Genomic DNA, 19,647 nt, shown 5'->3' on the forward strand with positions numbered 1-19,647 from the left:
CAATGGGAATTTAGTTATTTCCCAGCCTCTTCTTAATGAATTTGTGCTCTGATGATTCCCGAAATTGTTTCCTTTGGCAGCGGTTCGTGCTGCCGCTCCCAATCAGAAATGAGCGCTATATATATTTTATAAACTAGAAAGGCAAGGAGCTCAGGATCATGTTTGGTAACAATACCTTTTGCCTTCTCTTTCATAATAACTGACTTGATATAATCAAGAATCTGTCTCTCTACTTGGGTAAGAATCTCTAATACTTCTGCTGTACCCAATTCTTTTGCTTCCTGTCCCATCTTGATCAGCAGCTGATGATTTTCACGAAATCCGAGAATCGCATCCAGCATTGCTTGGATATTTTCATGAAAAGCTGCTTCCTCCTGTATTGCTGTATCAGCTGCTTGTCGCAACTGCTTCATTGTCCGTTCAAGGATGGTGGAGAACAATGACTCTTTGCTATCAAAGAACGTATAAATCGTGCCCTTTGCTACTTTGGCTATTTTCGCAACAGAAGCCATCGTCGTCGCTTTGAAACCGAATTGACTAAAAGACAAAGCTGCTGCTTCGATGACTCGTTCTTTTTTATCTGTAATCATTGTTCTCTACCCCTTTTTCTTTTACATAGAAACTGCAGGCTCCTCTTCTTCATTATTCTTTTTGAATTTACGAGTCTGCAAAATATATACGAGAATTGTCAATGCTAAGAATATCACAGAAAAGATGCTCAGGTAACCTGCTTGCCGCCATAGAAAGCCCCAGTCATCACCAATGGAGATAATCTCCCGGAAACCATTTATTGCATATGTCATCGGGACAAACTTATGAACAACTTGGAAGAATTCCGGAAGCAATGCTACCGGATAAGTTCCTGCTCCCGCACCAATCTGGATCAACAATACAATGATACCTAAGAAGCGACCTACATTGTCCAATGCAACTGTGAGCAGTTGAATAAGCAGGAAGCTTGTGATGCTGAATAGGATGGCGAATAGAAGAAGCCGCCATTCACTATGCACCTGTAAATGGACCACATGAACAAGCATGATTACTGCAAATATAGATTGAAGCACACTGACAAACAGTACGATACTGAATTTGCTCAGGAACCAAGCAATACCGGATGTCGGTTTACTTGCTGGATCACGAAGCGGGAAGATATTCGTGAATACAAGCGCTCCAACAAATAGTCCAAGAGAAAGGATGTATGGTGCGAGTCCTTCTCCATAGGTATGCACAGTACTCAATTTTTCATCCTTCACATCCGTCGGACTAGCAAACATAGTATCTGTTTTATCACTTGTACTGATGTTTGCATCTTCAGCACCTTTTGCCAGCTCATCATACAGTTCATTACTTCCATCTGTCACACTTTGTGTACCATCGGATAGAGTTTGAGAACCTTCTGTAAGCTGCTGTGCTCCATTAGATAGCTGCGGACCATTCGCGTTCAATTGATCAAGTCCTGCAGTTAGCTGCGTACTGCCTGATTGCAGCTGATTCAATCCCTCGTTTACTGATTGAGAACCTGAAACTAGTTCAGGGGATCCATCAGCCAATTGACCGACCCCGTCCGTATACGCATTGATTCCGTCATTTAAATCTGTCTGTCCAGATTGAATAGCGGTAGCACCAGCTAAAAGCTTACCTGTGGCATCATTAATGCCGTTCAGGGCTGTTTGTGTTTGCTGTGCACCTTCGGCCAGCTGATTGATTTGACCAAGTTGTGTTGTTACTTCTGTAAGTTGCTGCTTGATCGCTTCTGGATCTATATCCGGGATCTGTATATCTAGATCAGGTGTTGCATCCGCAAGCTGTTGTATCTGCTTTTGCAGTTCTTGCTGTTTTTCATCTGCAGAGAGGTCATCATTTGTTAGAATATCCTCAAGCTGTTGCATTTGATTCTCTTGCTGCTCCTGTGACTGCTGCAGTTGTTGTGCAAAGTCACTTAAATCTGCCAAGTTGTTCTGCACTGTTTCTATTTCTGATTTAACCGATTGTGCCTTTTCATTTGCCGCAGCAATTCCGTTATTCAACTCTGGAAAACTACCTGCCAGTTGATCGGTAGCCTGTTGGAGCTGCTCTAAACCAGACGATAAATCATTAGTGGCTAATACTAATTGATCTGATCCGCTAGCTAAATCACCACTATTCCCATTCAATGTTTGAAGACCATCATTTACCTTAGCAATGCCTTGGTCAAGTTCTGGATATTGAGAAGCAAGACTTTGAACACCTTGATCCAATTCCTGCATTCCTTGATCTGCTTCACCGACCTTCTCTGTATAGGTCGCTGTGCTAGTCGACAGGCTAGCCAAGTTTTTGCTTAAGTTTTTTGCACCTTCATTTACTTCGTTTGAACCATCTGCAAGTTCCTTGGAACCTTCACTTGCCTTTTTAAGTCCATCTGCTACATCCGAAAGACTGGCAAAAACGGAATGTGCGTACTCCTCTGTTACTTGCTCAGCCACTTCTTTCTCCAGCTGCTGCATAGCCGTATCTGTTATTTTGGAGGCTGGATAGTTCTTTCCAGGGTTGGAATAGTAATCAATATTCATTTGTTTTGGATCATCATCCAGCAATGTAGCCGCATTTGCGGAAAAATCTTCTGGAATTTTTACAACCATATAATAATCCTCAGACTTCAGTCCATCCATTGCTTTCGATTCATCAACGAACTTCCAGTCAAATTTATCATTGTCTTTCAGGTTATCCACAAAATCATCTCCAACATGGAGATCTTTACCTTCAAATGTGGATCCTTTATCTTTATTCACGACAGCAACTGCTAAGTTATCAGTTTTATTATATGGATCCCAGTTAGCCGCCAGAAAAATAGTACTGTAAAGCAGCGGAACGACTAATATACCGCAAATGGCAAGGAGCATTTTCCGGTCTTTCCATATGCGAAGCCATTCTTCTTTCAACATGTTCATAACTTTTCCTCCTATATTGTACTTCACGAGTTGTCCACATAGACCGAATGACCAAAAACGATTTATGGTCAATTTACTAGACAATAATAGCAGAAAAAGCCTATTACGGCAATGGATAGACGCAATAAAAAGCATGTAGTCGCTTACATTGTTTTATCCACTTTAATTGTGCATAACTTGTGCATAACCTCTTTATACACAACATTCCACACACTATGAACAACTTATCAACAAACTTATCCACATATACACATGACAGATTCTTTATTTAGTAATAAGAATATTTGTTCGCTACGAAATAGAGTATGTTATCCTCACGTGCATCCACAGGTTGTGCATAACTAAAAAAGACAACCTATTAGGCTGCCTCATTACTGTTCACTTAATGTGACGGTCGTCTCATTCTTCTGACCATCACGGTAATATGTTACCTTCATTTGATCTCCGATTTGTTTATCTTCATAAAGATGTTTTCGCAAAGATGTCATATCATCGATTGGCTGACCATCCAGCTCTGTAATTACATCTAACTCCCTTAATCCTGCATTTTCCGCAGGAGATAGAGCTTCAAGACTCCAAATATAGACACCATTTTCCATGTCATCTGGTAAACCGAGATGTTCTGTCCGTTCCGATGCCGGTATTTCATTCAATGAATAAGCTTCTACTCCTAAATATGGACGCTCTACTTGCCCATTCTGTTCAAGCTGCTCCATGATAGGCACTGCGCTATCAACCGGTATTGCAAACCCAATTCCTTCAACAGAGGATTCAGCGATTTTCATCGAATTGATACCAATCAGCTGCCCTGCCATATTGATAAGAGCACCGCCGCTGTTACCAGGGTTGATTGCAGCATCTGTCTGCATAACATCTGCTTGCCAATCTGCTCTGCCATCTCCATTGAAATCCTGAGGAACAGTACGGTTGACTCCGCTGATGATACCTTGTGTAACTGATCCTGAGAACCCTAGCGGATCTCCGATTGCAATTACAGGCTCACCCGTTTTAACAGTAGAAGATGTCCCGACTTCAATTACCTGCTCCACTCGGGAAGCATCCATTTCCAAGACTGCTAAATCAGTGAAAACGTCACTGCCTAACAGCTTTGCGGAAACTTCCACCCCATTATGGAGGATAACATCCACATCCTGTGCACCTTCGACAACATGATGATTGGTCACCACATAGGCTTTTTCGCCTTCTTTTTTATATATGACACCAGATCCGCTTCCTGCGGTACTCTCCTCCTGTGAGAAAAGTGCATCACCCTGCTGCAGGTTTACGACGCCAACGACTGCTGGAGCCGTTTTATCAACGATATCTGTAATGCCCGATTGAACATCCACACTAACATTCTGTAAATTGGGGTTCTGATTCGAATCCGAAGCAAGCTGCGTAGCTTCTCCTTGCTGTGACTGTGATTGGTCATTCGGCGTTAGACTGTCTCGATCAAGGCCATAAGCAACAAGCAATACAATACCGGCTCCGATAATACCGCCCAAGATAGCTGGCAGCAGCCAGCTTGCGCGCTTCGGTTTTTCCGGTTCCTTGTGGTGATCATCAAAATAGTCCATGTTAGCCTCCGTTCCAATTCTTTTCGATATAGTTATCTTTCCACCATTTCGGAAAATTAAACTATCTGGAAAATCGGTGTAGGTGTTTTTGGATCAGTATCATGCAATTCAATGTGTCTATTCAAATCAAAGCCTCGCTCTTGCAGAATATTTCCTACAGCAAGCCGTGCAAGGTCCTTCATGTTGTTATCGCGGCTCAAATGCGCGAGATAGATGCGCTTCGTGTTGTTATCAATCAAGTCTGTAAGAGCAAGCGCGCTGTCTTCATTGGATACGTGGCCAAGATCACCTAATATCCTTCTTTTCACATTCCACGGATAGGCACCCATCTGCAGCATACTTACATCATGGTTTGCTTCAAAAATATAGGCATCTGCTTTCTCAACGATTTTTTTCACTCGATCAGATACATAACCTGTATCCGTCACTAAAGCTACTTTTTTACCTTCGTGATGGAAAGCATAAAACATCGGCTCCGCCGCATCATGAGATACACCAAAGGATTGCACATCCAGATCTCCAAACGTTTTCGTCTCTTCCATCCCAAAAACAAATTTATGATCCAAAGGTATTTTCCCGATGCTGTTCTCCATTGCTTTCCATGTCTTTTCGTTTGCATAGATCGGCAAATCGAATTTCCTTGCTGCCACACCTAATCCTTTTATATGGTCACTATGTTCATGTGTGACTAGGATTTTCGTCAGTGACGCCGGATCAATTCCTGCCTCATCCAATAAACGCTGCAGCTCCTTGCCTGTTAGACCAGCATCGACTAGGATGCGCTCTTTTTCCGTTCCGATAAAGAACGCATTCCCTGAACTGCCGGAAGCAAGTACGCTAAAGCTTAACGTCATGCTGTTTCACCTCTTATTGTGTATCTTCTGTCTCTGGCTGTAAACTGCTTAGAAAACCTGACTCGGTCTGCGGATTTATATACGGATAATCCGGAAGCAGCAGATAAAAGTAATGTTTCGTATTATTAACGGTAACCTTATAGGCAGGTGCATAGTTAGGCTTAGAAGAGAGCTCTATCGTTGGGTAGAAGCCCTTTTCCACTTCAATAGTGTCACTATTCTCAATCAGCTGCTGACTTTGCATAGCCTTTACCGCCTGCTTTTCCGAATATTCCTTTAAGTCCCCGGTCTCTTCACTCTTTTTGAAATCCGTAATATATGTTTGTTTATAGGCCGTCACATCATAATCTTCATTGATAGTAACGAGTAATAAACTATCTGGACCAAAGTATGTTTGTCCTTGGTCTATCTTTTGGAAGAACAGCAACTTATTGCCTTGCCTACCCCAATAAGTGTACTCTTCTCCAAATAAGACATTATCACTTACAAAATCATTTAAGTTCTGGACTGCTTGTTCGTCTTCTTCATCAATCGGAAATTCAATTGGCAAATTCTGCGGTTCCTTAAATTTTGCTTCCAATTCGGTATCAGTACTGATATCAAAATCCATCTTATCCCGATTTGGAACCTTGTCCAACTCATCTTCTGTGAAACGCATTTTAGTCGCTTCGTATTGCTGATTCGTATCCGCTTGTTCATCGGATAATTCTTTATATCCTTTAACAGTGCTTAAGACAGCGTCCTGACTTTCGGTTTCTAGGACTAGCTGTTCTGTTTCCTCTTGCGGAAACAGCTGGAAAACCAAGTATATGTTCAAGACAAGGAAGGCGAGGATAAATGTCAGCTTTATCTTGTTCCATTGCATCAGCTCTCTCCTCCAGTATCGCTTGCTTCTACCTCTTCCCATTCTCCTTGAGATTTCACAAACCAGCTTGGCCTCATGTGATATTTATATATTGCAGAAGTATCATTTTCTTCTAACATATAGCCAATAGCTACATCCTGAATATCACGTTTATTATATTGATTTTCTTCCAGCCATTCCAATACATCCTGTGCCTCAAGAGTCTTTGCTCCATCCGATTTTCCAGTCGCGCTGAGGTGTAGCAAGGTCCTTTCATAACTGACAGGATCCGGAAGGTTGCTTACCATTCGGATCGACAGAAGAGATAGACCGTTCGTTTGGAAAATTGGATATCCATTTCGAACCATTCGGAATTGGAAAGTATAACTTCCTTCGCCATTCACTGCAAACAAATTAAAATCATTTGTCCATCCTTTATGGGAGTTGATGGTATTAAGGGCTGCCTGCAACTGATCAGCTCTGTTAGTCGTTCCCATTCTTGCAGATGATGAATTCAAGAAATTGTAAGAAGCAGCTTGTCCATTATTTTTGAACTGAACTGACTTTAATCGATTGGTATCAATGTATTGATCAGAACCCCTTACTGAGGGCTCTTCCATATAAATATCTGCAAATACACTTCGGGAGATTGTTTCACTTCGAACATTGCTGTCATTTACCTGAATGCTATTCGGTAAGTAAATCTGATTCCAGGCATTCTTATCTGACAATGGTAAAGCAGATATTAAATCCCCATCATTCATAATATCGATAATACTCCTAGCAGCAGTTGCCGTTACTACGTCTCCCAGAGGATCTTCCTGGTTTTCATTGACGAAAATGAGGCTTGTTGTATTATCCTCATTAGGTTTCAAGTAGACCCTGTTAAATACGCCATCACCGAGGTTGCTTGTGACATTCTCTCCACCTTCTACTTGAAACAATGCGTTCAGCTGTGAATAAGAAACTGCTACTGGATATACAAGCTCTATGCTAGTTTCCGGCAGTTCATCAAGGCTATTTGTTCTCGTATTCGTCAATGTCCATTGAGCCAGCTCTTCTTCAAAAGCCTGTTCCTTTTTCTTAGCAGAGAAGATAAAATGCTTGTTATTATTGTGTACATACACATGTTCCGGCTGGACTATATCAGCCAGTTGCTTTACTTCCCCATCCAAAGTTTTAGGTTCTTCAGTGACGATTTGATCAGACCTCAAACTATTTGGCTGGAAGGTCCATACATAGGCTGTTAAAATCAAACTGAGTGCCACAAGTATAACCAGCAGAATCGTATTAAATGTCTCCATCTTCATCGCACCTCACCCCTTTTCCGGTTAAGCGGAATGGTGAAGAGCACGGTCGTGCCTCTTCCTTCTTTGCTTTCAGCCCAAATGACGCCATGATGTGCTTCGATAAGGTCTTTGGCTATTGCCAGACCAAGACCTGTCCCACCAAGTTTTCGTGTACGAGCCTTGTCCGTGCGGTAAAATCGTTCGAATATCTTATCTAGTTTTTCATATGCAATACCCATCCCCTCATCGGAGATGCTCACTAACAGCTTCTGGCTGTCTTTTCGGACACGGAATCGGATCGTACCACCGTCTGGAGAATATTTAATAGCATTACTGATCACATTATCCAGAACTTGCATAATTTTATCCTTATCAATCGTTGCGAGTGCTTCCTCCTTCGGCAAATAGCGCTCAAAGTGGATATCTTCTCTCTTGTTCATTTCAAAACGATCAATTACATGATGGAAGAAATCGACGAAATTGATTCGGTCCCATTCCATCGTATAATTGCTGCTATCCATGCGGGAAAGCTGCAGCAGATCATTGACAAGACGAATCATCCGATCTGTTTCCTGCTGGGTCACATCAAGGAAATGCGGTGCGATTGATTCATCTTTCCACGCTCCATCTGTCAGTGCCTCCAAATAACTTCGCATTGTTGTCAGCGGCGTCCGGAGCTCGTGAGATACGTTGGAGACGAATTCCCGACGTTCCTGGTCTATCTGTTCCTGTTCGGTGACATCACTGATCACCGTAATAAAGCCGCTGATTTGTTCGTATTCATCCTGTACGATAGAGAAGTTGCATCGCAGCAATAAATACTGATCATCATCACTCATATCAATGATTATTGATCCAGTTTCCTGGATTTCGGTAATATCGACGATCTTTTCATTCAAATTCAATACTTCTATTAAGAATTGACCGCGCACTTCGTCAGCACTTCGTCCAATCAAGCTCTCTGCCGGAGCATTCATAAGCGTAATAGCACCATTCCTGTCGGTCGCAATAACGCCATCCGACATATGGGAAAGGACAGAACTAAGCTTACGCCGTTCTCCCTCGGTTCGCATATGGGCTTGTCGGAGTTCATCATTCATGTGGTTGAAAGTACGTGCCAGCTGTCCGATTTCATCTTCCCCATAAACATTTACCCGTTTGGAGAAATCTCCTGTCGCCATGACGCGGGCTTGCTTTTGCATTTCCTTGATTGGCTTCGTTATTGCCCGGGCAATGAGGATTCCTAAGATAGCAGCAAAAATAAGGGCAATGAACGTTGCTTGAAGGAAGATAAGATTCGTACTTTTCAGTTGACTATAAACAGGTTCAATGGACGTACGAACATATATCAGTCCAAGCAATTCGTTATCGCCACTACTGTCTGTTCCTTCGATATTATAATATGATTTCAGTGTTCTATCTCCGGTGGCTTTATCTATGACGATATTAAGCTTACTTTGGGCAGGAAATCCATTGTTTGTAATTGCCTGGACAATATTACTATCCGTTATGCGTGCGCCAATGGAATCGTTATCGCCTAGCTCATTTGTGCCTACAAGCTGACGTTGCGTATCGATAACCTGAATCTTAGTTGTATCGCCTTCCGAGTAGTTTTTTAATAAATCTGCAATATCTTCTTCCAAGGTTGGATCATTTGGGGAGCGTTCCTCCTCAAACTCCTGAGCTAATGATTGTTTCAACCATTGCATATTGGATTCAAGAGATTCACTTGTATTTTTAATCAGCTGATTCTCTAAGCTGTTGGTAAAAAAGACGCCGATCAACAAAAGAGCGATGATCAGCAGCAAAATGTAAACGACAACCAGTTTTAGGCTTACAGAACGGAAAAAGCCTATTTTATTCATAGATGTTACTCCTGTTCAGGGCTGCGAAGATAATATCCTACACCCCTTCGTGTAATGATCCAGAGCGGACTGCTCGGATTGTCTTCAATTTTCTCCCGGAGACGGCGGACGGTAACATCAACTGTCCGAACATCGCCGAAATAGTCATATCCCCATACTGTCTCCAGCAAATGTTCACGCGTCATGACTTGTCCGCTATGACGGGCAAGGTAATGAAGTAATTCGAATTCACGATGTGTCAGTTCTACCTGTACGCCATCATTTGTTACTGTATAGGCTTCCGGATGGATGACAAGTTTACCAATTTCAATATCTTTGTTCTCTTTGCTGTCATCCTCTGGAATCTGCGCTTGTCTGCGAAGATTCGCTTTCACACGTGCAATCACTTCACGGTTGCTGAATGGCTTTGTGACATAGTCATCGGCACCAAGCTCAAGACCGAGGACCTTATCGATCTCCGCATCTTTTGCAGTCAGCATGATGATCGGCATATTATGTGTTTTCCGCACTTCACGGCAAACTTCATTGCCGTCTTTGTTCGGCAGCATAATATCCAATAGGATCAAATCGGGGTTCTCCTGCTGCACTAATTCGACAGCTTCATCACCGTCATAGGCACAGATTACCTCGTATCCTTCTTTTTCTAAGTTGAATTTCAATATATCAGCGATTGGTTTTTCGTCGTCCACCACTAAGATCTTATGGTTCATCGTATTCCCACGCTTTCTAGTGTTTTTTATCTAAAGTGTTTTATTTTTATATTACTAGATCAGTATTTGCATACCCTTCCTATTTTACAGCAATTTCGGTCAAATGTCTTTGGAAGGGGTATATTCGGCATTTTTTGGAAGAAAAAAGAAAAAATCGCCCGTATGGACGATTTTTTTAACTTATTGGCTGTATACGCTTCTTACTTCGTTTGTTTGTGTACGATCTGGACCAACGGAGAAGATGCTTAAAGGAATTCCTGTCAGCTGGGAAATACGCTCAAGATAGTGGCGCGCATTCGCTGGCAGTTCACTCAAGTTGCGAACACCTGTGATGTCTTCTGTCCAGCCTGGCAGTTCTTCATAAACTGGCTCACATTGTGCCAATTCTTTCAGACTTGCTGGGAAATGCTCCATGATTTCACCGTTGTAACGGTAAGCCACACAGATTTTCAATGTTTCGATACCTGTCAGTACATCGATCGAGTTCAAGGAAAGATCTGTAATGCCGCTCACGCGCTGCGCGTGACGGACAACAACGCTATCGAACCAGCCCACACGACGCGGACGGCCTGTTGTTGTACCGTATTCACGGCCAACTTCACGGATCTGATCACCAATCTCATCATGCAATTCTGTTGGGAACGGACCATCCCCAACACGTGTAGTGTAAGCTTTGGAAACACCAACAACGTGATTGATCTTCGTCGGTCCTACACCAGAACCGATCGTAACTCCGCCTGCAATCGGGTTGGAGCTTGTAACGAATGGGTACGTACCTTGGTCGATATCAAGCATGACGCCCTGTGCACCTTCGAACAGTACGCGGCGGCCTTGATCCAATGCATTGTTCAGCTCAACGGATGTATCAGTCACGTACTTCGCAATTTTCTGTCCATATTCAAAATACTCATCCAGGATTTCTTCTACTGTGAAGACTTTACTTTCATAAACCTTCTCGAACAGACGGTTCTTTTCTTCCAAGTTCTGCTCCAGCTTTTCACGGAAAGCATCCTTGTCCAGCAAATCAGCAATACGGATACCCATGCGGGCAGCTTTATCCATGTAAGCAGGTCCGATACCTTTTTTAGTTGTACCGATTTTATTAACACCTTTTGCTTCTTCCTGAAGCTCATCCAATTTCAGATGATATGGAAGAATAACGTGTGCACGGTTGGAAATCACAAGATTATCTGTGCTGACATTGCGTTCGTGCAAATATTCCAATTCTTCAAGCAATGCTTTCGGATCAATTACCATACCATTGCCTAGTACACATTTCTTTTCCGGGAAGAAGATACCGGATGGAATCAAGTGAAGCTTATATGTGACATTATCGAATTTAATTGTATGGCCAGCATTGTTCCCGCCTTGGTAACGAGCAACAACTTCGGCATTTTGTGAAAGGAAGTCAGTGATCTTCCCTTTCCCTTCATCTCCCCATTGGGTTCCTACTACTACTACTGAGGACATCTGTGTGGCACCTCCGCCAAATAAACTATTTTTAACACCTCTAAAGTGTATCAATCCCCAAAACACATGTCAATGATACAACCGAACATTTACTGATGAAGACCTATATTTGTTCGTTAAAAAACACCCTATCAATTGATAGGGTGCTGTAATCATGCTGGCGGAACATCGCTTTCCGAATATCTATGATCCAAATCTACGAATTTATTATACTCTTTCACAAACGCAAGCTCGACTGTTCCTACCGGGCCATTACGCTGCTTAGCAAGAATGATCTCAATGATATTCTGCTTTTCCGATTCTTTATCGTAATAATCGTCACGATACAGGAAGCCGACGATATCTGCATCCTGCTCGATACTACCTGATTCACGCAAGTCGGACATCATCGGACGCTTGTCCTGTCGCTGCTCTACTCCACGAGAAAGCTGTGATAGAGCGATAACCGGCACTTCCAGCTCACGAGCTAGAGCCTTTAGGGAACGGGAGATTTCCGATACTTCCTGCTGACGGTTTTCTCCTTTTCCAGAGCTTGAGCCCATGATGAGCTGCAAGTAGTCAATCAGTATCATTCCTAATCCGCCTTCTTGCTTCAGACGGCGGCATTTGGAACGGATATCACTTACGCGGATACCAGGCGTATCATCGATATAAACCCCTGCATTAGACAAGCTGCCCATCGCCATCGTGAGCTTAGCCCAGTCTTCCGCTTGGAGACTTCCTGTCCGCAGACGCTGCGCATCGATATTCCCCTCCGCACAAAGCATACGCGAGACAAGCTGTGACGCACCCATCTCCAAACTGAAGATAGCTACATTCTCCCCTGCATGAATCGATACATTTTGCGCAATGTTCAAGGCAAAGGCCGTCTTCCCTACAGAAGGACGGGCAGCGATGATAATCAAATCATTACGCTGAAATCCGGAGGTCATTTTATCTAAATCACGATAACCAGTCGGAATACCCGTAATAGAAGCATTTTGATGATGTAATTTCTCGATATCATCGTATACATCGATTAAAACGTCCTTTATGTTCTGAAAAGCTCCGGAATTTTTACGTCCGGATACTTCCATAATTGATTTTTCTGCTTCATTGAGCACATCATCCACAGCATCTTCTTTAGCGAAGCTCGATGTGACAATATCCGTAGCGGAACGTATAAGTCGGCGCAGCAGCGCCTTTTCAGCTACGATTTTACTGTAGTATTCAATATTTGCTGCAGTTGGAACGGCGTTAGCTAGATCGCTAAGATACGAAACTCCACCGACCTCCTCCAACAGTTTTGCATTAGCAAGTGCAGTAGTGACGGTTACTAGATCAACTGGTTCTCCTCTATCGGATAGACGCATCATCGCATCAAAGATACGCTGGTGGCTTGCTCGGTAGAAATCATCAGCTATGACCTGTTCCGATGCTCTCGATAGTGCTTCAGGTTCCAGGAAGATTGCACCAATTACAGCTTGCTCTGCTTCTATATTATGTGGAGGGGTCCGATCATTCCAGACTTCTTCCATCATGATTCCCCCATTTCTGGCATACTGCTACCATTGTACCGAAATATCCCCCTTTTGTGTCAAAAGGGGGATGGAAAACTGCTAGTATTTTGTTGGAAAAAAATTATTGCTCGCTGATATGGACTTTCACCTTACCCGTTACTTCCGGATGCAGCTTCACATCCAAGTCACGGTAGCCAAGTGCACGAATCGGTTCACTCAATTCGATTTTACGTTTATCCAATTTAATTTTATGCACTTTTTTCAGCTCATCAGCGATTTGTTTGCTTGTGATGGATCCGAATAGACGGCCGCCTTCTCCGGATTTTGCTTTTACTTCTACTGTAAGATTAGCAAGCGTTTCACGCAGTTTCTTCGCATTCTCCACTTCCTGGAGTTCAAGCTGATGCTGTTTATTATCTTTTGCTTCCTGTACCTTCACATTACCTGTTGTAGCTGGTACAGCTAATTTATTTTTAAGTAAGTAATTCCGTGCATAACCATCTGGCACTTCTTTTACTTGTCCTTTTTTCCCTTTACCTTTTACATCTTCCGTAAAAATTACTTTCATTCTTCATTTCTCCCTTCAACATATTCATCAATGATCAGCTGCAGCTCTTTCTTCGCTGCCTCTACAGTTGTGTCAGAAATTTGTGTAGCGGCATTGGTCAAATGCCCGCCGCCATTCATCCTCTCCATGATTACCTGAACATTCACTTGCCCAAGTGATCTGGCACTGATTCCGATACGCCCATCTTCCCGCTCAGAAATGACAAAGCTGGCACTCACACCGTCCATCGTCAGCAATGTATCTGCTGCCTGAGCTATGACAACCGGCCCGAATACCTGCCCTTTTTCACCTGCAGAAATTGCGATGCCTTCCCGGTAGAGCTCCGTATTCTCAATCAAGTGCGCCCGTTTTACATACGTATCCAAATCCTCTTTCATGAAACGCTGGACGAGCACGGTATCAGCGCCTTTGGAGCGTAAATAGGATGCAGCATCGAATGTTCGTGAACCGGTACGAAGCGTGAAGCTTTTTGTATCGACAATGATTCCCGCTAGCAATGCACTTGCTTCCAAGGTGGACAATCGCAGCTTCTTAGGCTGATAGTCCAATAGCTCTGTCACAAGCTCTGCTGTCGAAGAAGCATATGGCTCCATATACACCAGTGTCGGCTTTTCAATGAATTCCTCTGCCCGGCGATGGTGGTCGATCACCACAACATGTTCCGTTTTACTGAGCAGTCTATCATCAGCTACCATTACAGGCTTATGCGTATCGACAACGACAACAAGAGTGTTCTTCGTTACACGATCGAGCGCTTCTTCTGGACTGATAAATTGTTCCCAAAGCTCTTCATCCTTTTGAATAGCTGACATCAGCTTAGAAACTCCTGCAATATCCTGTTTATCAAGGACGATATGCCCGACAATATCATTTGCTTCTGCAATTTTCAAGATTCCGATAGCAGCACCGACAGAATCCATATCCGGTGTTTTATGCCCCATGATGAGAACCTGTTCACTCTGCTTAACCAATTCCTTCAGTGCGTGGGAAATAACACGTGCCCGAACCCTGGTCCTTTTCTCCATCGGATTCGTTTTGCCGCCATAGAAACGCACCTTGCCGGCTTCACCTTTGATGGCAACCTGGTCTCCGCCGCGTCCTAGTGCCAAATCCAAACTTGATTGAGCAAGTTCCCCGAGCTCCGGTAATGTCTGCCCGCCAGCGCCGACACCAATACTAAGCGTAATCGGTATATTCTGATCTGTTATCAATGCGCGAATTTCATCAAGAATCTCAAATTTTGTCTTCTCAAGTTCTCTCAAAATGCGCTGATTGAGTACTGCCAGAAATCGTTCTTGTGATGTACGCTTTAAATAAAGACCTTTTTGGCGTGACCATTCATTCAATTGAGCTGTTACACGGGAATTGATCTGACTTTTCGCTGTGTCATCAAGATTCTGGGTCATTTCTTCATAGTTATCGAGAAAAATGATAGCTAGAACTGTTTGTTCTTCATTATATAAGTTCTGGATTTCCAGCTGCTTCGTCCGGTCGAATAAATACAGAAGCCGCTCTTCCTTTTTGATCACTGTCAGGAAATCAAAATCATCAAGCGTAATCCAAACCTCGTTTTTTTCATCCTTGATTGCTGGTATCAAAGCACCTGACAAGTCATCCAGCGGGGCACCAACAAGTGTGTCCTCTGCAAACCTGTTCATATAAGGTGTTGTCCATTCAATCTGGTAATTTTCGCTGTACAGTACGATCCCAATCGGCATCTCCAAGAGCGCTTCCTCGCCAACCTTCTTCACACGGTGGGACATTGTTGAAATGTACTCCTCCGTCTGGTCCTGCATCTTCTGTTCAGTCAGTATACTGTAGAAGAAAGACAGAGCTAGTAGCACTGTCAGCGGCAGCCCAAGCTTCCATTCATAAAACCATACACAAATAAGCAGGATGACAGCAAGTACATATGTCACGATCAAATGCTTACTTAATGCTGGTTTCTTAAATATCTCTGGCATATATGTCAGCTCCTAAACCTAAATTCCGCGACCATGCTACTTTTTGCTGCTCATCCGTTCCCGCAGCCTGAATCCTACATCAATTATACCCAAAATACGCACAAGATACAGCAGTACTGTCCCGAAAAGGACCGATAGTATGACCGCAAGAATCGGCAGTACCTTCGGCAGATTCCTGTGATGGGCAAAATAGAAGAAGAATGAAAATCCTTGCAGTACAAGCAGGATTCCGGCAAGCTCCGTGACATTGGCAACAATCGGATAGAACCATCCATTCGGATCTATATCGAACCAGCGAGCGAACGATCCGATAAAATAGATGAATAATACGATGACAGGCAGGTTGAACCGGCGGAATGGCGGATAAAGGATCTTATCTTTGCTCTGACGATTATGGATCTTCTGAGCCAGCCATTGTGTGATGAAAGCATATAGAAGTGAGCCGACAGCGATCATTGTCGGAATCAGCACCATAATATAATCAAACATAGCGCTGACCTGTTCCCACTGGGCATCCGTCACTGTTACCCCAACTGTATCCATTTCAGATTGCAGCGAATGAATTGTAGCCTGATAGCTGTTTTGGATCTCATCAATAAAATTTATACCTGAAACAAATTGCGTCCCAGCCAAGAATATGGTGAATCCAAGTGCGTATCCTGCTGCTCCTTTTAATAAAGCTTCATATGTCGATTGCTTGTGATGCAGAGCGTAACCAGTCGCTGCTGCTCCAATAACGACTGAAATTGTTATAAAGAACCCGGCAAACGTCCCTATGAAGGAAAGAAGCAGAATGACGAGAGCAAAGTAGATACCTGGCTTGAAACCATGGCGGATCCAATATAGGATTACCGGTACCGGCAAAACAAACGTTAACAGTAAGTTTGTTACTGGTACAAATATCGCTATAAGCAGTAAAACCAGATAAATCCCTGCAAGCATAGCCCCTTCCGTCAATTGTCGAGTATTGTTCATGAATCGTGACACCCCATTTAATATGTAGTCTTGCACTTGTAGAAAAAGCACAGCTGCATAGGCTGTGCTTCTAGTTCGTTTGTAATGGATGAAGGCGAATAAAAAAGCCATACATCCGAAAAAATGCTACCCCACGATTATACCCGAAAGAAAGTCTTCAAACAAATGATTCGCCGTGAAGATAGTCCCATCAGTAACTTACTTTGTGAATATCTTAATTTACCTGTTTATTTTTCCGAAATGAGCCTATATAATAGTGAGACAACCTTACAACGGGTTTAGCACTACATACTACATACCTCATTATCCACTAATGAGACGAACCTCAAAATCGGCTGCATCGCGACAAGCATGTAGTCGATTTTTCTATTCCACACTTTTTACACATTTTTTCTACCGAATCAAGATGAAGTACAAGATTCCTGCATGCTATGATTATTCTAAGATCAGAACAGGTTATAAACACAACAAAACGGGTAAATAAACAACAATTCAATCTACGGAAAGGACAGGAACAACATGAAAAACAGTCACTTCAATGCGATTCTCGCAGCAACTCTTTTAATCAGCAGCATCGGCGGTTATTTGCACTCTATCTTCTAATTCCATATCTCAGGCAAGCTCTTCCTGTAAAGGCAGAGCTTTTTTATTTTTTACAGGAGTTCATGCAGGCTGTGAAATCTACTCTTGGAACATTCTGCAGAATATGTCACACTATTTTTAACTTAACTGTTAGGAGTTGGACGTTTTGTTGACAGATTATCACGTACATATGGCAGAGACAGGTTCGTTCACTTTGGATTATATCCGCGAATATCTTAACGCAGCTAAAGAAAAAGGAATTGAGGAATTCGGCATTTCAGAGCATGCTTACTTCTTTCAGGAAACAAATAAAATCCTATCCAATCCGTGGGTAGAAAACCGCCGGACACTTCATTTCGAGGATTATCTCGCTTTTTTCAAAGAAATTCAACAAGCTGGACTACCCGTAAAGATGGGGATCGAAATGGATTATACACCTGGTAAAGAAGCCGAAATGGCAGAATTCCTTGATCAGCATCCTTTCGACTATGTCGTCGGCTCCGTACACTGGATTCGTGAGTGGGGAATCGATCTTGATATTTTCAAAGAAGAATATGAAAAACGTGATTTAAAGCAGGCGTATCGTGATTATTATGACCAGATCATCACACTCGCTCAGTCCAAACTATTCAGCTTTGTAGGCCATATTGATTTGATTAAGATTTTCGGCTATAAACCAGACGATCAAGACTTCGTCGAAGGAGAATATGATCGAGTCGTCAAAGCGCTCGTAGAAAATGACACTTGTATCGAAATTAGTACAGCAGGTCTTCGGAAGCCGGTCGGAGAGATATATCCTGATCCCGTTTTATTGCAGAAATGCTATGATGCTGGTGTCGGCATCGTGATAAACTCTGATGCTCATGCACCAAAGCATGTAGGTTATGCATACCAGCAGGCAGTCGAGCTTGCAAAACAGGTTGGCTATACCGAGATCCAGACATTCGAAAAACGCCAGCGCAAAGCAATGCCGCTAGGTTGAACAATCGCATAATTACCCTTTGTACGGAGACACTATCCAAGGAGCTGCAGATTGCTGCAAGCTCCTTTCTTTTGCGATAAAACCCTTACAAGTCAGAATACTTTTTCTAGTTTCTATTTGCAGGCACATTTCCTATAATGAACTACATATCTTCATTACTACACTAAAGGAATGCAGTATGCTGCGCCGATAAGGAGTGACATCATGAATCAACCAGAGAACACAGCATTAAAGAAGGAAATCGGACTATTTCTAGGTTTATCCATTGTAGTAGGTACTATCATCGGCTCTGGTGTGTTTATGAAACCAGGACCTGTGCTGAGTCATGCTGGCAGTTCTGAAATTGCCATGCTTGCTTGGTTGATCGGCGGACTGCTGACACTCGCTGGCGGTCTGACCATTGCTGAAGTAGGTGTACAAATTCCAAAAACTGGCGGTTTGTACGCTTATCTAGAGGAAACATATGGCGAGCTATGGGGCTTCCTATGCGGCTGGGTACAAACGATTCTTTATGGGCCCGCCATCATCGGTGCTCTCGGACTTTATTTCGGGACACTCATGGTCAATTTGTTCGGCTGGGGTACAAAATGGACAGCTGCCGTTGGTATCGCGAGTGTCGTGTTCCTTTGTATTATTAATATATTAGGCACAAAACTCGGAGGTGTCGTACAGCTTGTTACGACAATCGGCAAGCTGCTTCCAATCCTGCTCATCGTTGTCTTCGGTTTTTGGAAAGGCGATGCAGACTTTTTCAGTGCAGTACCGGAAGCCATTTCCGATATAAACTTTGGCGCTGCTGTACTAGCCACATTATTCGCTTATGATGGCTGGATCATGCTTGCTTCCATGGGCGGCGAAATGAAGAATCCGGAAAAGACATTGCCAAAAGCGATGATCGGCGGTATTTTGATCGTGACAGCTTGTTATCTGTTTATCAACGCTGCCATGCTTTATATCCTGCCTGCAGCAGAAATCGTCAGTCTGAACACAAATGCAGCCAGTACAGCAGCTAAGCTGGTCCTAGGTGATGCTGGAGAAATTATCGTAAGCTTGGGTATCATCGTCAGTATTTTCGGTTGCCTTAATGGTAAAATCCTGACGTTCCCGCGTATTCCGTTCGCGATGGCTGAACGCGGTCAGCTGCCCTTCTCGAATTTATTGAAAAAGGTGCATCCTACCTTGCATACACCTTGGGTAGCAGTCATTTTGCAGCTTGTGCTATCTATCATCTTCATGCTTGTCAGCAATCCGGATAAGCTATCTGAAATCAGCATTTTTACGATCTACATGTTCTATGTTCTCGCTTTTTATGCTGTTTTCATCTTGCGGAAACGTAATAAAGGAAAAGAACGCGCTTATAGTGTGCCGCTTTATCCATTCATCCCGATTGCAGCGATTGCAGGCTCTTTGTTTGTCTTAATCAGTACACTGTTCACTGACTTCCTTAGCTGTCTTCTATCAATTGGAATAGCAGTTATCGGTCTACCGATATTTTATATGTTGAAAGCTAAACGGCGCTAAAAAGCGAGCAGATTATGTCT

General features: G+C 43.1%; 15 protein-coding genes. 2 read left to right on the forward strand and 13 right to left on the reverse strand.

All coding sequences use genetic code 11. The annotated features are described in order from the left end of the window. Window positions 1-32 precede the first annotated feature (32 nt). The 13 genes from AE2B122_RS10510 to AE2B122_RS10570 all read right to left on the reverse strand — a co-directional run bounded on the left by AE2B122_RS10510 (window position 33) and on the right by AE2B122_RS10570 (window position 16,542). Window positions 33-590: a TetR/AcrR family transcriptional regulator gene (locus AE2B122_RS10510; RefSeq protein ID WP_175074041.1), complete on the reverse strand. Its 558-nt coding sequence runs from the start codon at window positions 588-590 to the stop codon at window positions 33-35. Between the two features lie 21 nt (window positions 591-611). Then, window positions 612-2,927 carry a YhgE/Pip domain-containing protein gene (locus tag AE2B122_RS10515; RefSeq protein WP_175074042.1) on the reverse strand — a complete coding sequence of 772 codons (2,316 nt, stop codon included), beginning with the start codon at window positions 2,925-2,927 and terminating at the stop codon, window positions 612-614. Between the two features lie 371 nt (window positions 2,928-3,298). Next, the gene (locus AE2B122_RS10520) at window positions 3,299-4,504 is read right to left on the reverse strand and encodes a S1C family serine protease (protein WP_095271846.1); all 1,206 of its coding nucleotides are present in this window, start codon (window positions 4,502-4,504) and stop codon (window positions 3,299-3,301) included. 56 nt (window positions 4,505-4,560) lie between these two features. After that, window positions 4,561-5,358 (reverse strand): MBL fold metallo-hydrolase, encoded by a 798-nt coding sequence (locus AE2B122_RS10525; RefSeq protein WP_175074043.1) that lies wholly within the window; start codon window positions 5,356-5,358, stop codon window positions 4,561-4,563. Window positions 5,359-5,371: 13 nt separating this feature from the next. Continuing rightward, window positions 5,372-6,223, reverse strand: a complete 852-nt coding sequence (locus tag AE2B122_RS10530; protein ID WP_175074044.1) for a two-component system regulatory protein YycI — start codon at window positions 6,221-6,223, stop codon at window positions 5,372-5,374. Further along, window positions 6,223-7,512, reverse strand: a complete 1,290-nt coding sequence (locus tag AE2B122_RS10535; protein WP_175074045.1) for a YycH family regulatory protein — start codon at window positions 7,510-7,512, stop codon at window positions 6,223-6,225. The genes AE2B122_RS10530 and AE2B122_RS10535 overlap by 1 nt, the downstream gene beginning before the upstream one ends. Then, a complete protein-coding gene (gene walK / locus AE2B122_RS10540) occupies window positions 7,509-9,356 on the reverse strand; it encodes a cell wall metabolism sensor histidine kinase WalK (protein WP_175074046.1) in 1,848 nt (615 codons plus the stop codon). Before walK ends, AE2B122_RS10535 begins: the two co-directional genes overlap by 4 nt. Before the next feature lie 5 nt (window positions 9,357-9,361). Next, window positions 9,362-10,066, reverse strand: coding sequence for a response regulator YycF (yycF, locus tag AE2B122_RS10545; RefSeq protein WP_095219677.1), 705 nt, complete (start codon window positions 10,064-10,066; stop codon window positions 9,362-9,364). A 180-nt stretch (window positions 10,067-10,246) separates the two neighbouring features. Then, the gene (locus tag AE2B122_RS10550; RefSeq protein WP_095219676.1) at window positions 10,247-11,536 is read right to left on the reverse strand and encodes an adenylosuccinate synthase; all 1,290 of its coding nucleotides are present in this window, start codon (window positions 11,534-11,536) and stop codon (window positions 10,247-10,249) included. A gap of 152 nt (window positions 11,537-11,688) precedes the next feature. Then, complete coding sequence (gene dnaB / locus AE2B122_RS10555) at window positions 11,689-13,053, reverse strand: replicative DNA helicase (RefSeq protein WP_095219675.1); 1,365 nt, start codon at window positions 13,051-13,053, stop codon at window positions 11,689-11,691. A gap of 103 nt (window positions 13,054-13,156) precedes the next feature. Then, on the reverse strand, window positions 13,157-13,603 hold the full coding sequence (gene rplI / locus AE2B122_RS10560) for a 50S ribosomal protein L9 (RefSeq protein ID WP_095219674.1): 447 nt from the start codon (window positions 13,601-13,603) through the stop codon (window positions 13,157-13,159). Further along, a complete protein-coding gene (locus AE2B122_RS10565; protein WP_095219673.1) occupies window positions 13,600-15,567 on the reverse strand; it encodes a DHH family phosphoesterase in 1,968 nt (655 codons plus the stop codon). Before AE2B122_RS10565 ends, rplI begins: the two co-directional genes overlap by 4 nt. Window positions 15,568-15,603: 36 nt before the next feature. Further along, on the reverse strand, window positions 15,604-16,542 hold the full coding sequence (locus AE2B122_RS10570; RefSeq protein ID WP_175074047.1) for a YybS family protein: 939 nt from the start codon (window positions 16,540-16,542) through the stop codon (window positions 15,604-15,606). A gap of 748 nt (window positions 16,543-17,290) precedes the next feature. On the opposite strand from AE2B122_RS10570, the gene AE2B122_RS10575 reads away from it, so the two are divergent. Together AE2B122_RS10575 and AE2B122_RS10580 are read left to right on the forward strand one after the other, a co-directional pair. After that, window positions 17,291-18,106: a histidinol-phosphatase gene (locus AE2B122_RS10575; RefSeq protein WP_175074048.1), complete on the forward strand. Its 816-nt coding sequence runs from the start codon at window positions 17,291-17,293 to the stop codon at window positions 18,104-18,106. Between the two features lie 204 nt (window positions 18,107-18,310). Beyond that, window positions 18,311-19,627, forward strand: a complete 1,317-nt coding sequence (locus AE2B122_RS10580) for an APC family permease (RefSeq protein ID WP_095271827.1) — start codon at window positions 18,311-18,313, stop codon at window positions 19,625-19,627. The last annotated feature ends 20 nt before the right edge of the window (window positions 19,628-19,647 follow it).

Source organism: Terribacillus sp. AE2B 122 (assembly GCF_902497585.1).
Taxonomy (GTDB): Bacteria; Bacillota; Bacilli; order Bacillales; family Amphibacillaceae; genus Terribacillus; species Terribacillus saccharophilus_A.

Coding starts and splice junctions, on each gene's coding strand:
- AE2B122_RS10510 (WP_175074041.1), bottom strand. CDS start 590: ATGATTACAGATAAAAAAGAACGAGTCATCGAAGCAGCAGCTTTGTCT.
- AE2B122_RS10515 (WP_175074042.1), bottom strand. CDS start 2,927: ATGAACATGTTGAAAGAAGAATGGCTTCGCATATGGAAAGACCGGAAA.
- AE2B122_RS10520 (WP_095271846.1), bottom strand. CDS start 4,504: ATGGACTATTTTGATGATCACCACAAGGAACCGGAAAAACCGAAGCGC.
- AE2B122_RS10525 (WP_175074043.1), bottom strand. CDS start 5,358: ATGACGTTAAGCTTTAGCGTACTTGCTTCCGGCAGTTCAGGGAATGCG.
- AE2B122_RS10530 (WP_175074044.1), bottom strand. CDS start 6,223: ATGCAATGGAACAAGATAAAGCTGACATTTATCCTCGCCTTCCTTGTC.
- AE2B122_RS10535 (WP_175074045.1), bottom strand. CDS start 7,512: ATGAAGATGGAGACATTTAATACGATTCTGCTGGTTATACTTGTGGCA.
- walK (WP_175074046.1), bottom strand. CDS start 9,356: ATGAATAAAATAGGCTTTTTCCGTTCTGTAAGCCTAAAACTGGTTGTC.
- yycF (WP_095219677.1), bottom strand. CDS start 10,066: ATGAACCATAAGATCTTAGTGGTGGACGACGAAAAACCAATCGCTGAT.
- AE2B122_RS10550 (WP_095219676.1), bottom strand. CDS start 11,536: ATGTCCTCAGTAGTAGTAGTAGGAACCCAATGGGGAGATGAAGGGAAA.
- dnaB (WP_095219675.1), bottom strand. CDS start 13,053: ATGGAAGAAGTCTGGAATGATCGGACCCCTCCACATAATATAGAAGCA.
- rplI (WP_095219674.1), bottom strand. CDS start 13,603: ATGAAAGTAATTTTTACGGAAGATGTAAAAGGTAAAGGGAAAAAAGGA.
- AE2B122_RS10565 (WP_095219673.1), bottom strand. CDS start 15,567: ATGCCAGAGATATTTAAGAAACCAGCATTAAGTAAGCATTTGATCGTG.
- AE2B122_RS10570 (WP_175074047.1), bottom strand. CDS start 16,542: ATGAACAATACTCGACAATTGACGGAAGGGGCTATGCTTGCAGGGATT.
- AE2B122_RS10580 (WP_095271827.1), top strand. CDS start 18,311: ATGAATCAACCAGAGAACACAGCATTAAAGAAGGAAATCGGACTATTT.